Source organism: Enterococcus sp. BSD2780061688st2 D3 (genome assembly GCF_005844145.1).
GTDB classification, from domain to species: domain Bacteria; phylum Bacillota; class Bacilli; order Lactobacillales; family Enterococcaceae; genus Enterococcus_B; species Enterococcus_B durans.
In genome coordinates, this window is the sequence record NZ_SPHN01000017.1 from 41,950 (window position 1) to 55,467 (window position 13,518).

Annotated in this window: 17 protein-coding genes; all 17 read left to right on the forward strand. The window is 39.5% G+C overall.

The window, feature by feature from the left end:
* Nucleotide 1 precedes the first annotated feature (1 nt).
* Complete coding sequence (gene accB / locus FGQ66_RS12370) at nucleotides 2-484, forward strand: acetyl-CoA carboxylase biotin carboxyl carrier protein (RefSeq protein ID WP_171024614.1); 483 nt, start codon at nucleotides 2-4, stop codon at nucleotides 482-484.
* A 23-nt stretch (nucleotides 485-507) separates the two neighbouring features.
* On the forward strand, nucleotides 508-927 hold the full coding sequence (gene fabZ / locus FGQ66_RS12375; RefSeq protein WP_005876277.1) for a 3-hydroxyacyl-ACP dehydratase FabZ: 420 nt from the start codon (nucleotides 508-510) through the stop codon (nucleotides 925-927).
* A 7-nt stretch (nucleotides 928-934) separates the two neighbouring features.
* Nucleotides 935-2,314, forward strand: coding sequence for an acetyl-CoA carboxylase biotin carboxylase subunit (locus tag FGQ66_RS12380; protein WP_081134741.1), 1,380 nt, complete (start codon nucleotides 935-937; stop codon nucleotides 2,312-2,314).
* Entirely contained in the window at nucleotides 2,315-3,184 is an 870-nt protein-coding gene (gene accD, locus FGQ66_RS12385; RefSeq protein ID WP_081134739.1) for an acetyl-CoA carboxylase, carboxyltransferase subunit beta, read from the forward strand.
* A complete protein-coding gene (locus FGQ66_RS12390; protein ID WP_081134738.1) occupies nucleotides 3,177-3,962 on the forward strand; it encodes an acetyl-CoA carboxylase carboxyl transferase subunit alpha in 786 nt (261 codons plus the stop codon). Before accD ends, FGQ66_RS12390 begins: the two co-directional genes overlap by 8 nt.
* A 348-nt stretch (nucleotides 3,963-4,310) precedes the next feature.
* Nucleotides 4,311-5,147, forward strand: a complete 837-nt coding sequence (locus FGQ66_RS12395; RefSeq protein WP_005877801.1) for a transporter substrate-binding domain-containing protein — start codon at nucleotides 4,311-4,313, stop codon at nucleotides 5,145-5,147.
* 12 nt (nucleotides 5,148-5,159) lie between these two features.
* Nucleotides 5,160-5,849 (forward strand): amino acid ABC transporter permease, encoded by a 690-nt coding sequence (locus FGQ66_RS12400; protein ID WP_081134736.1) that lies wholly within the window; start codon nucleotides 5,160-5,162, stop codon nucleotides 5,847-5,849.
* 12 nt (nucleotides 5,850-5,861) lie between these two features.
* The gene (locus tag FGQ66_RS12405) at nucleotides 5,862-6,596 is read left to right on the forward strand and encodes an amino acid ABC transporter ATP-binding protein (RefSeq protein ID WP_081134734.1); all 735 of its coding nucleotides are present in this window, start codon (nucleotides 5,862-5,864) and stop codon (nucleotides 6,594-6,596) included.
* A gap of 186 nt (nucleotides 6,597-6,782) precedes the next feature.
* Complete coding sequence (locus FGQ66_RS12410; protein ID WP_081134733.1) at nucleotides 6,783-7,310, forward strand: YqeG family HAD IIIA-type phosphatase; 528 nt, start codon at nucleotides 6,783-6,785, stop codon at nucleotides 7,308-7,310.
* Nucleotides 7,307-8,416, forward strand: a complete 1,110-nt coding sequence (gene yqeH / locus FGQ66_RS12415; RefSeq protein WP_081134731.1) for a ribosome biogenesis GTPase YqeH — start codon at nucleotides 7,307-7,309, stop codon at nucleotides 8,414-8,416. Before FGQ66_RS12410 ends, yqeH begins: the two co-directional genes overlap by 4 nt.
* A gap of 15 nt (nucleotides 8,417-8,431) precedes the next feature.
* Entirely contained in the window at nucleotides 8,432-8,743 is a 312-nt protein-coding gene (yhbY, locus tag FGQ66_RS12420; RefSeq protein ID WP_053108905.1) for a ribosome assembly RNA-binding protein YhbY, read from the forward strand.
* Nucleotides 8,744-8,752: 9 nt separating this feature from the next.
* Nucleotides 8,753-9,403 (forward strand): nicotinate-nucleotide adenylyltransferase, encoded by a 651-nt coding sequence (locus tag FGQ66_RS12425; RefSeq protein WP_025479907.1) that lies wholly within the window; start codon nucleotides 8,753-8,755, stop codon nucleotides 9,401-9,403.
* Nucleotides 9,393-9,980, forward strand: a complete 588-nt coding sequence (yqeK, locus tag FGQ66_RS12430) for a bis(5'-nucleosyl)-tetraphosphatase (symmetrical) YqeK (protein WP_138302527.1) — start codon at nucleotides 9,393-9,395, stop codon at nucleotides 9,978-9,980. The genes FGQ66_RS12425 and yqeK overlap by 11 nt, the downstream gene beginning before the upstream one ends.
* A gap of 24 nt (nucleotides 9,981-10,004) precedes the next feature.
* Entirely contained in the window at nucleotides 10,005-10,361 is a 357-nt protein-coding gene (gene rsfS / locus FGQ66_RS12435; protein ID WP_098049580.1) for a ribosome silencing factor, read from the forward strand.
* Between the two features lies 1 nt (nucleotide 10,362).
* The gene (locus tag FGQ66_RS12440; protein WP_005877822.1) at nucleotides 10,363-11,103 is read left to right on the forward strand and encodes a class I SAM-dependent DNA methyltransferase; all 741 of its coding nucleotides are present in this window, start codon (nucleotides 10,363-10,365) and stop codon (nucleotides 11,101-11,103) included.
* Between the two features lie 170 nt (nucleotides 11,104-11,273).
* The gene (locus tag FGQ66_RS12445) at nucleotides 11,274-12,428 is read left to right on the forward strand and encodes a nucleotidyltransferase (protein ID WP_138302528.1); all 1,155 of its coding nucleotides are present in this window, start codon (nucleotides 11,274-11,276) and stop codon (nucleotides 12,426-12,428) included.
* Between the two features lie 120 nt (nucleotides 12,429-12,548).
* Nucleotides 12,549-13,268, forward strand: a complete 720-nt coding sequence (locus FGQ66_RS12450; RefSeq protein WP_005877837.1) for a YebC/PmpR family DNA-binding transcriptional regulator — start codon at nucleotides 12,549-12,551, stop codon at nucleotides 13,266-13,268.
* Nucleotides 13,269-13,518: the final 250 nt, after the last annotated feature.

Consider the following 13,518-nt stretch of genomic DNA (forward strand, 5'->3'; position numbering starts at 1 on the left):
GTTGAATATCAATGAAATCAAAGAATTAGTCAGCCAATTTGACGGATCTTCTCTTACAGAATTTGATCTTCGAGAAGGACAATTCGAATTATACATGAATAAAAATGAATCAAGTCGTGGAGTGTCATCTCCTACGTCAACAGTGGAAGTTCCCAACGTTGTGATGGCTGAACCGGTTGTTCCATCTTCAACTAGACCTAAAGTTTCTAAAGAAACTACGCAAACAGCGACTGAATCATTTGATGGTATTGAAGTAAACTCTCCAATCGTTGGGATCGTTTATCTACAACCTGCACCAGATAAACCACAATTCAAATCAGTGGGCGATAAAGTAACAAAAGGTGAAGTGATTTGTATCATTGAAGCGATGAAACTGATGAATGAGATCACTAGTGAAGTGGATGGTCAGATCGTTGAGATCCTTGTAGAGAATGAAGCAATCGTAGAATATGGGCAACCACTCTTCAGAATCCAACCAAACTAAGTAAATCAGGAAAGAGGGACAACATGAACATTCAAGAAATCAAAGAAATTATTCCGCATCGTTATCCGATGTTACTGATTGATCGAGTAGAGGAAATGATTGAAGGAGAGCGGATCGTTGCCAAAAAAAATGTGACGATCAACGAACCATTTTTTCAAGGACATTTTCCGGAAGAACCTGTTATGCCAGGGGTTTTGATCGTAGAAGCGATGGCACAAGCTGGAGCAGTTGCTCTATTGTCTTTAGAACAGTTTAAAGGAAAAACGGCTTACTTTGGCGGCTTAGATAAAGCAAAATTTCGCCGTAAAGTAACACCAGGAGATACATTATACCTTGAAGTTGAAATCACTAAAATCAAATCTTCTGCAGGTATCGGAAAAGGAATCGCAAAAGTGGATGGCAAAAAAGTTGCTGAAGCTGAATTAACCTTTATGATTGGATAGGTGAGTTATGTTTTCAAGAGTTTTGATAGCGAATCGTGGCGAAATTGCCGTACGAATTATCCGTGCTTGTCGTGAGCTTGGGATTCAAACTGTTGCTGTGTACTCACAGGCAGATGCTGATGCGCTTCATACGCAACTTGCAGATGAGGCCATCTGCATAGGACCAGCTAAAGCGACTGATTCATATTTGAATGTGCAAGAAGTCTTAAGTGCTGCCATCGTGACAAAAGCAGAAGCAATCCATCCTGGGTTCGGGTTTTTGTCAGAAAATAGTCGGTTTGCTTCGATGTGTGAGGAATGCAATATTGCGTTTATAGGACCTAAAAGTGCCACGATCGATGCAATGGGAAATAAAATCAATGCGCGCCGTTTAATGCAAGAAGCAAATGTTCCGGTTATTCCCGGTAGTGATGGCGTATTATCAACGGTGGAAGAAGCATTAGAGATTGCAGATAAGATTGGATATCCTGTCATGCTAAAAGCAGCAGCTGGTGGTGGCGGAAAAGGGATCCGAAAAGTTTTATCTAAAGAAGAATTGCCACAGCATTTTTCTTCGGCCCAACAAGAAGCGGCAGCGGCTTTTGGAAATGATGAGATGTATCTAGAAAAAATCATTTATCCGGCAAGACATATCGAAGTACAAATATTAGGGGATCATTATGGGAATGTCCTCCATTTAGGTGAAAGAGATTGTTCTTTGCAACGAAACAATCAAAAAGTGTTAGAAGAGTCTCCATCCGTCGTTATTTCTCAAAGTAAGAGAGACAGTTTAGGAGCAGCTGCAGTACGTGCAGCTAAAGCGGTGAACTACGAAAATGCAGGAACGATTGAATTCTTGATGGATGAATCTGGAGAATTTTATTTCATGGAAATGAATACAAGGATCCAAGTTGAACATCCTGTGACAGAAATGGTCACTAATATTGATCTAGTAAAAAAACAGATCGAGATTGCTTCTGGGTTGCCATTAGAAATCACGCAAGATGAGGTGGTTTTCTCTGGTCATGCGATTGAATGTCGAATCAATGCTGAAAATCCCGCATTTCATTTTGCGCCTTCTCCTGGTACGATCCACAATCTGTTATTACCAGCAGGAGGAATGGGGCTTCGTGTCGATAGCGCCGTATATTCCGGTTATACGATCCCACCTTATTATGATTCAATGATCGCAAAAGTGATCGTTCATGGCGATACACGCTTTGAAGCACTGATGAAGATGCAACGTGCGCTTAGTGAAATCGTAACAGATGGCGTCATTACAAATGCCGAATTTCAGATGGATCTGATCAGTCATCCAGCGGTCATCGCCGGTGACTACAGCACTGCCTTTTTACAAGAAGAATTTTTACCGAATTGGTCACCCGAAACGGAGATAGGAGACGAGTAGATGGCTTTATTCAAGAAGAAAAAATACATTCGAATCAATCCCAATAGAGAAGAAAAGCCAACGAATGCGCCGTCTATTCCAGACAATATGTGGGCGAAATGTCCAAATTGCAAGCATATCATCTATACAAAAGATATAGGTGAGGAAAAAATCTGTCCTCATTGCGACTATAATTTTCGCATCAGTGCATGGCAAAGACTCGCATTGATCATTGATGAGAAAAGCTTAGAGGAATGGGATACGGAACTGGTTACGAAAGATCCATTAGATTTTCCAGGATATCAAGAAAAAATCCAGAAAATGCAAGAAAAGACTGGTCTACATGAGGCGGTACTTACAGGTAAGGCAACGATCAACGGGCTAAGTTTTGCTGTCGGTGTCATGGACTCCAATTTCATCATGGGAAGTATGGGCACAGTGGTCGGTGAAAAAATCACACGGCTATTTGAACGAGCAGAAAAAGAACAGTTACCAGTTGTTTTATTTACAGCTTCAGGGGGAGCCAGAATGCAGGAAGGTATTTTTTCTTTGATGCAGATGGCAAAAATATCTGCAGCAGTGAAACGCCACAGTAACGCTGGCTTGTTTTATTTGACTGTGCTGACTGATCCAACTACTGGTGGTGTAACAGCCAGTTTTGCGATGGAAGGTGACGTCATCATAGCGGAACCACAAAGTCTGATTGGTTTTGCGGGAAGACGTGTGATCGAGCAGACGATCAAACAAGAACTTCCGGATGATTTTCAAAAAGCTGAATTTTTACTGGCACACGGCTTCGTGGATGAAATCGTTCCGAGAAAAGAACTGAAGAAAACGATATATGGGTTGCTTGAATTGCATACGCAGAAAGGTTGGATAAATCATGGATAGAACAGCACATGAAATTGTTCAACTGGCACGCGAAAAGGATCGTTGGACAAGTCTGGATTTTTTTGAAAATATTTTTGAAGGGTTTCGCGAATTTCACGGCGATCGCTTATTTGGGGATGATGAAGCGGTTGTCGGAGGTGTGGCTAAATTAGATGGAAAACCTGTGACAGTGATCGGCATCCAAAAAGGACGAGATCTACAAGAAAACATCCGCAGGAATTTCGGCTCTCCTCATCCTGAAGGGTATCGCAAAGCTTTACGTTTGATGAAACAGGCAGAAAAATTCAAACGACCAGTGATCACATTGATCAATACAGCCGGGGCTTATTGTGGGATCGGTGCGGAAGAACGTGGTGAAGGTGAAGCAATTGCACGGAATTTACTAGAGATGTCGGATCTAAAAGTACCGATCATTGCTATCATCATTGGTGAAGGAGGTAGCGGCGGTGCGTTAGCGCTTGGACTAGCAGATGAAGTCTGGATGTTGGAACAAACGATCTATGCTGTTTTATCTCCTGAAGGATTTGCTTCTATTCTGTGGAAAGATGGGAGTCGGGCAGCTGAAGCAGCTGAGTTGATGAAAGTCGCTGCTACCGAACTGTTTGATCTAGAGGTGATTGATCGTGTGATTCCTGAAACCTTCAATGGTGAACCATTAAGCAAAGAAAAAGTTAGCCGAATGATGCAAAAAGCATTGATTGAAAAACTAACTGAACTATGCCAAACTTCCGTAGAAGAATTGGTGGAAAGACGTTACCAACGTTTCCGAAAATTTTAATGGATAAATCAATAAGAGTATGTACGTTGCCTTTGGAAAAAAGGCGATGCACATACTTTTTTGTTTCTGGTATTTTGCTAATGGATCAATGCCAAATATTTTTTGATTTAATTACTTGATCTAAAGATGTTTTCTCAACAGAAGAGAGGTAGGCTTCTTCGTAAATAAGTATACTATACTTTTTTTCATTTACATTCCTTTAATTATACTTAAATAAGTGTATATATTCATATTAAAAACCGTAGTCTGCATTTTTATTTAATAAATATACAAAAAATGCTTTTTTTTGAAATTTTCATGCTATAATAACTTCACTGAATAGAAAGTTTCGTATTAGGAGGAAATAAAATGAAAAAAATCACAGGTATCATTGTTACAGCTTTAGCTTTATTTGCTTTAGGAGCATGTGGAAGTAGCGGGGGTTCTTCTTCTAGCTCTTCAGATAAATCAGACAATCAATTAGCAGCGATCAAAAAAAGCGGTGTCTTGAAAGTTGCGACATCTGCGGATTACGCACCATTTGAATTCCATACAATGGTGGATGGAAAAGATAAAATCGTTGGTTCTGATATCGATCTAGTCAATGAGATTGCTAAGGAATTAGGGGTCAAAGCTGAAGTTTCTGATATGAGTTTTAATACTGTACTTGCTTCATTGAAAGAAGGTAAATCGGATATTGCGATTTCTGCCATCTCTGCTACTGATGAAAGAAAAGAACAGTTTGACTTTACGGATAATTACTACAATCCACCACAAGTTGTTGTCATCAACAAAAAGAATAAAGATGCTTACACAAGTACTGATGCATTGAAAGACAAAAATGTGGGTGCCCAAAAAGGTTCTATCCAAGAAGATGTTGTAAAAACACAGATTGAGGGTTCTAAACTAGTAACGATCGATAAAGTGCCAAATATGGTAGTGGAAGTGAATCAAGGATCATTAGATGCGATGGTTGTAGAAAAAACGATTGCGGAATCATATATCGCTCAAAATCCTGATTTGACAATTGCTGATATTACGCTTAAACCATCTGCTGATGAAGCATTCGCGATTGCATTACCAAAAGGTAGCAGTGACTTGCAAAAAGAATTGAATACCATCATCAAAAAGTTGAACGATGAAGGAAAAGTCGATGAATTTATTAAAAAGAACAATGAACTAGCTGAAAAAACAGCTACAGAATAGAGGGTATAAAGCGTGAACTTTTCATTTTTAGATAAATATCTCCCGTACTTTGTTTCTGGTACGGGAATCACGATCATTATTTCGATTGTCACAGTTGTCTTAGGAACACTGATTGGTTTAGTCATGGCTTTGATGAAATTATCAAAAAACAAACCATTGAATTGGATAGCTAATATTTACATTGAAGTATTACGGGGCACACCGATGCTTTTACAAATCATGATCGGTTTTCTGTTACTACAAGGTTTCTTTCCTTCAAAAAGTGTAGAACTAGGCGTGTTGACTGTAGATCTAGGAAGATTGCTTCCGGGGATGATCGTATTGTCTTTGAACTCTGGAGCATATGTTGCTGAAATCATTCGTGGAGGCATCATGGCTATCAATTACGGACAGACAGAAGCATCTTATTCTTTAGGGCTACGTCCAGCACAGACGATGCGTTATGTGATTCTTCCACAGGCATTGAGGAACATCTTACCGCCATTAGGGAATGAATTTATTACATTGATCAAGGATTCCTCGTTGCTAACTGCGATTGGGATCAATGAATTGATGGGCGCAGCACAGATCGTCATTTCAAACTCATATATCCCTTTAGAGCCTTATTTCGTAGCAGCGGGCGTTTACTTCGTCATGACGTTCGTTACTTCTCGTTTATTGAATTTATGGGAGAAAAAACTTGGTAAAGGCTACCAGAGATAGGAGTAAAGCACGATGAGTGAAGCATTGATAAAAATCAGTCATTTAAATAAAAAATTTGGGGATAATGAGGTATTGAAGGACATATCTGCCGAAATCGTCCCAGGTGAAGTTGTCGTGATCTTAGGACCGTCTGGCTCAGGGAAAAGCACATTGCTAAGATGTGTCAATCTATTAGAAGTACCAACTACAGGCAAGATCGAATTTGAAGGAGCAGACATCACCGATAAGAAAAATGATATTTTTAAGACTAGAGAAAAAATGGGCATGGTTTTTCAACAATTCAATCTTTTCCCTAATATGACAGTCTTGCAGAATATTACATTATCTCCAATAAAAGTAAAGAAACTCTCAAAAGAAGCAGCAGAAAAGATTGCCAAAGACTTATTGGGAAAAGTTGGGCTTTCTGACAAGGCTGATGCATACCCACAATCTTTATCAGGTGGGCAGCAACAAAGGATCGCCATCGCACGAGCTTTGGCCATGCAACCAGATGTGATGCTTTTTGATGAACCGACTTCTGCACTTGATCCTGAAATGGTCGGAGAAGTACTAGAAGTGATGCAACAACTAGCAAAAGAAGGCATGACTATGGTGATCGTTACTCATGAAATGGGCTTTGCTAAAGAAGTGGGAGACCGGGTCATTTTCATGGATGGCGGTGTCATAGTAGAAGAAGGCACACCAACTGAAGTATTTGAACATACAAGTAATCCTAGAACAGTGGACTTTTTATCCAAAGTCTTATAAAGCTAGAGAAATAGCTACGAATGGTCTTCTAGTCAAAGGGAGAGCAGTTCGTAGTTTTTTCTTTTAGGTACATTTATTCCAAAACGATTCAGGTATAGAGGTAGTTTTTTTTTAACATTTGCAGTATAATATAGTGTTGAGGAGTACGTTTCGTGCTCCTTCATTTTTTGCAGATGAGGAGACAACATGTTTTCAAATTATAAACCAACATGGATGGTGGATGCCATCTACAAAATTACCCCTGCACAATTAAAAAAACTGGGGATCAAAGCTGTTTTAACTGATTTGGATAATACATTGATTGCTTGGAATAATCCAGATGGCACAGAAGAATTGCTCGATTGGATTTTAGAGATGAGAAATGCTGGTATCCCAGTTGTTGTAGTTTCAAATAACAACTCGGAGCGTGTTGCACGTGCTGTTGATAAGTTCGAACTGATGTATGTGGCAAGAGCCATGAAACCACTCGCGCTAGGAATCAACAATGCAAAGAAAAAACTAAATCTTTCAGATGATGAATTAGTGATGGTCGGCGACCAAATCATGACAGATGTCAGAGGGGCGAATCGAGCGGGAATCCGTAGTATTTTAGTGAAGCCCATCATCGATACGGATAGCTGGAAAACACGATTCAATCGTTTTTGGGAACGTAAAATCATGGCCTATTTATTAGCACACAATCCTGATATGGGCTGGCGAGGTGGAATTGAATGAACGAAGAACTACAATGTATCGGCTGTGGAGCGGTGATCCAAACCGAACATCCTAATGAGTTAGGGTATACACCAAAAGCGGCATTAGAAAAGGGCTTAGCATCTGGCGAGGTCTATTGTCAACGATGCTTTCGCTTGAGACATTATAATGAGATCCAAGATGTATCCTTAACAGATGATGATTTCTTGCGATTATTGAATGAACTAGGACAAAAAGACGCATTGATCGTCAATGTAGTCGATATTTTTGATTTTAACGGTTCACTGATTCCAGGGCTGCATCGCTTTGTGGGCAATAATCCAGTATTATTAGTTGGAAACAAAGTGGATATTTTACCAAAATCTTTGAAAAAACCAAAAATGATCCAATGGATGAAAGAACGAGCATTTGAAGCTGGCTTACGTCCTGTTGAGGTCCTATTGACTAGTGCCAAAAAAGCGAATGAAATGGAAATGTTGCTGGAAAAAATCGAAGAATACCGTGAAGGACGAGACGTCTATATCGTTGGTGTGACAAATGTTGGAAAATCAACGTTGATCAATCAGATCATCAAAAATACAGCAGGTGTCCAAGATGTCATCACGACTTCTCAGTTCCCCGGAACTACATTAGATAAGATCGAGATTCCTTTGGATGATGGACACTTTTTGGTTGATACTCCAGGAATCATCCATCGCCATCAAATGGCTCATTATTTAGGAAAAAAAGATCTAAGGATCATTGCGCCAACTAAGGAAATCAAACCTAAAGGCTACCAACTGAATGAAGGACAGAGCCTTTTCTTAGGCGGATTAGCGAGATTTGATTTTATCAGCGGCGAACGTGGCTCTTTTATTGCTTATGTGTCGAATGATGTGAATCTACATCGAACAAAATTGGAAAAAGCGGATGAATTCTATGAAAAACACGTAGGTGGTTTATTGCAGCCGCCTCGTCCTGATGAAGTAGCAGCGTTTCCAGAACTTGTCCGTTTTGAATTTTCTGTCAAAGAGAAAACGGATATCGTGTTTGCTGGTTTAGGCTGGATCACTGTTACGCAACCTGCTGTCGTAGCGGGTTGGGCGCCTAAAGGGGTAAATGTAATGAAAAGAAAAGCATTGATTTAAGGAAGAAGGAACGATATGAGTCTAAGAGGAAAACAAAAACGTTTTTTACGTAGTAAAGCCCATCATTTACAACCAATCTTTCAAATAGGAAAAGGTGGAATCAATTCAGCAATGATGGTGCAGATTGCCGAAGCACTTGAAAAAAGAGAGTTGATCAAAGTTTCCTTATTGCAAAATACGGATGAGATTGCTGAGGATGTGGCAAAAATTTTAGAAGAAGAAGTAAGATGTGAAGTTGTTCAGATCATCGGTCGGGTCCTTGTTTTATATAAACCTTCTTCCAAGGAAAAATATCAACGTATATCGAAAGAAGTTAGAGCAATTTAAGGAGTGACGATAATGAAATCGCAAGCGAAATCTTTTGTCCGTTCCCAAGTGTTTCCTCAAGCAATGCCACAAATTTTCGAGAAACGAAAGCAAGTAGGCATTCTTGGGGGAACGTTCAACCCTGTCCATCTTGCTCATTTAGTTATGGCGGATCAAGCAGGTAAAAATCTAGGTTTGGATGAAGTTTATTTGATGCCGTCTTATCAACCACCACATGTGGATGAAAAAAAGACCATCGATGCTTCCCATCGCTTAAAGATGCTTGAACTTGCGATAGCTGATAATCCCTTTTTAAAAATAGAAACGATCGAATTGACTCGAAAAGGTAAGAGCTATACGTATGATACCATGAAGGCATTGACTCAAAACAATCCAGAAACGGATTATTATTTTATTATCGGTGGCGACATGGTAGAATACTTACCTAAATGGTATAAAATCGATGAATTAGTCACAATGGTAAACTTTGTCGGGATTCAGCGTACCGGTTATACGACTGAGACACCATATCCTGTCATCTGGGTAGATGTACCTGAAATCGATATTAGTTCAACGAAGATACGACAAAAGATCCAACAAGGTTGTTCTGTTCGTTATCTCGTTCCTGATAAAGTGATTGACTATATCCAGAAAGAAGGGTTATATCAAGATGAACTATAGTGAAGAATACACGGGTTATTCGAGAGAGATATTGATGCAAAAAATCCAGATGAGAATGAGTGAACGTCGGTTCAAACATGTCCTTGGTGTAGAAGAAATGGCAATCGCATTGGCAGAAAAATACGGCTGTTCTCCTGAAAAAGCGAGTATCGCTGCACTGACCCACGATTACGCAAAAGAACGTCCAGATGATGAATTCATATTAGTGATCAAAAGAGATGGTTATGATACAGCATTACTGGACTATGGCAATGCGATCTGGCACGGTGTTGTGGGAGCTTCTTTTGTCGAAAGAGAACTGGGTATTACAGACGAAGAAATCCTTCATGCCATACGTGTTCATACTACGGGGGCGGCAAAAATGTCTCTGTTGGATAAGATCATCTATGTGGCGGACTACATTGAACCCGGTCGTGTATTTCCTGGCGTAAAAGAAGCACGTGAACTTGCTTTGATCGATCTTGATGAAGCGGTAGCGTTTGAAACCAAGCATACATTGGCTTATCTCATTGAACAAGAACAACAAATTTATCCCAAAACAATTGAAACATATAATCGTTGGGTGGCTCAAAAATAACAGCTGCTCTATTAGGAGGAAATTATTATCAATAGCAAAGAACAATTACAAATCGCTGTCAAAGCAGCAGATTCAAAACGAGCAGAAGACATCATTGCCTTAGATGTTCGTGAAGTTTCTCTATTAGCAGATTATTTCATGATCTGCTCTGCAAATAGCGAACGTCAAATCAACGCCATTACAGAAGAAATCCTTGATAAGGAAGAAGAAAGCAATTACGAAGTAAGAAGAGTTGAAGGAAAAGAAGGCGGAAAATGGATCTTGATCGATCTTGGAGACGTCATTGTCCATGTTTTCCATGCACCTGAAAGAAGTTTTTATAATTTAGAAAAATTGTGGTCTGATGCACCATTAGTCGACCTAACTGATTGGTTAGATTAATATGGCTTATGAAACATTTGCTTTTGTTTATGACGAAGTAATGGATGAAACACTGTATCAGCAATGGCTAGATTTTTCGAAACGCCATTTACCCAAAGACACCCAAAATATTTTGGAGTTAGCTTGTGGAACAGGTGCTTTGGCTGTGGCATTTGCCAAAGATGGTTACCATGTGACTGGTTTGGACCTATCGGAAGAAATGCTGATGATCGCTAGTCAACGCGCATATGAAGAAGAAGCTTCTATCCAGTTTGTGGAAGGGAACATGCTTGATTTATCTGAGATGGGCCAGTATCAGGCTATTACTTGTTTTTCAGACTCTCTGTGCTATATGAAGAATGAACAGGAAGTCCAACAAGTGTTCGATGAAGTCTACCAAGCGTTAGAAGACGAAGGAAGATTTTTATTTGATGTCCATTCCATTTACCAAGTGGATACAGTTTTCCCAGAATATAGCTACCATTATCAAAATGATCGATTTGCTTTCTTATGGGATAGTTACCCAGGAAAAGAAAAACACAGTATCGAACATTTCTTGACATTTTTTGTAGAAGACCCACAAGGATCAGGCACATTCATTCGTGAGGATGAGTTGCACCAAGAGCAAACATATTCTTTAGATAATTACTTGAGAATGCTAGAAAACAGCGGTTTTTCCAAAGTAGAAGCATATGCTGATTTTACGGATGACCAACCATCTGAAGAGACAAAAAGACTATTTTTTGTTGCATATAAAGAATAGAAGTCATAGAAGAAGCCCCGAGCTTCACTAAATGAGTCGGACAATCAGAAAGACTTTATCGTTTTCTGATGGTTCGGCTTACTTTTCGATTTTTGTAGATTGGGAGTATACGGATACACAATGGTTTGATTTTAATCATTTGTAGTTATTTTAAGCAAGGTGGGTGAAAGATGAAAGCTTGCGGTATTATCGTAGAGTACAATCCATTCCATAATGGTCATCGCTATCATGCAGATATGGCGAGAAAACAGACAGGCGCTGATGTTGTTATCGCAGTCATGAGCGGTAATTTTTTACAGCGAGGAGAGCCAGCCATTTTAGATAAATGGGCGAGAGCGAATGCAGCTCTTGCCAATGGCATTGATCTAGTGATCGAACTCCCGATAGAATGGTCAGTTCAATCAGCAGATTACTTTGCCAGGGGGGCAGTTCGTTTATTACAGAAGATTGGCTGTGATTATTTATGCTTTGGTACAGAAGGAGAGCAATCGTTTGATTATCAAGCATTCGGATCATTTGTTCAGGAAAACCAAAAGAGAATAGATCAAGCATTCTTGCAATTAGTGGATCAAACCATGAGCTATCCACAAAAAATGACAGAAGTATTCAATCGACTCTACCCTGAAATGAATTTAGATTTTTCGTCACCCAATCATATTTTAGGTTTGAGTTACGCGAAAGAAAACGCCTGTTATGATCGACCCATGCAGTTAGTACCGATTGCTCGAAAGAATGCGGGATATCATGATCAAGAACTGCCAGAGCAGCAAATTGCTAGTGCGACGGCCATTCGAAAAGCATTGAGCGAAAAAAGAGCAATCGATCATTATGTACCAACTGAAACAGCCAAAATTTTTCAGTCTGCCTCGATGCAGACGTGGGAAACCTATTGGCCACTACTCCGTTATCGATTATTGTCTTCAGAAACAGAAGAATTACAAACAATTTATCAAATGACAGAGGGAATCGAAGTGCGACTGATAAAAGCGGCGAAAGAAGCGACGACTTTTGCTGATTTTATTGATTTGGTCAAAACGAAGCGTTATACGTGGACGAGGTTGCAACGTTTAGCTTGTTATACACTGCTAAATATCAAAACGGAAGAAATAAAAAGGCAACAAGCACATCTGTATCTAAATATATTGGGTTCGACAAAAAAAGGACGAGTATTTTTGAAAGAAAAACGAACGCTTCCGCTGTTTGCAAAAATAGGCAAACAGGAAGCACAGGTTGCACATCTTTTAATACGGAGTGATCAAATTTACCAGTTGGCGTCAGGTGTTCAGGAACAAAATTTTGGTAGAAGACCCTATATCTATGAATAAAAAAATAGGAAATAGAAAAAATACTTCACAGAAATAGAAAACACAAGTATAATGGAACAGGACATTTTGTGTAAGACACAACGATAAAAGAACGATTAAACTAGAAAGCGAAGTGAGAATATGGGACGTAAATGGGCAAACATCGTAGCGAAAAAAACAGCTAAAGATGCAAATAACAGCCGAGTTTATGCAAAATTTGGGATCGAAATCTATGCGGCAGCAAAATCAGGTGACCCTGACCCTCATGCCAATCAAAAACTACGTTTCGTCATTGAACGCGCTAAAACTTACAACGTACCTAAACATATCATTGATCGTGCAATTGAAAAAGCCAAAGGTGCAGGCGATGAAACATACTCTGAACTACGCTATGAAGGGTTTGGCCCAAGTGGTTCAATGGTCATTGTCGACACATTGACAAATAATGTGAACCGTACAGCAGCTGACGTACGTGCTGCTTTTGGTAAAAACGGCGGAAACATGGGTGTTTCAGGGGCAGTTTCCTACATGTTCGACAACACAGCGATCTTTGGATTTGCGGGTGAAGATGCGGATGAAATCCTTGAATACCTAATGGATAAAGACATTGATGTACGTGATGTGATGGAAGAAGATGGTCAAATCATCGTTTACGGTGAAGTAGCAGATTTCCATGGTATCCAAGAGGCCTTAAAAGAAAAAGGGATCTCTGATTTTTCAATTGCAGAAATCCAAATGATCCCCCAAAATGAAGTAACATTATCTCCAGAAGATCAAGAAACATTTGAAAAAATGATCGATGCGTTGGAAGATCTTGAAGATGTGCAACATGTCTTCCATAATGTAGCTTTAGAAGATTAAGCATCCAAAAGATCGAGACAAAAGTCGGTTAGATTGAGAAATTGGAGAGAAAAACGAACAATACGCTTTTTGTATTGCTCGTTTTTTTTTGACATTTCCGAAAAACCTGACTTTTGGGCGCCGTTTATTCGAGCGTCCGTACCAAAACTGATTTTTAGATTTGGGCCACATTCTTTCCTACGTTTAGTCAAGTACTTTTTTCTATTGGTTTTTATCAAGAAAAAAGTATACGAAATAAGCCTAATAAATT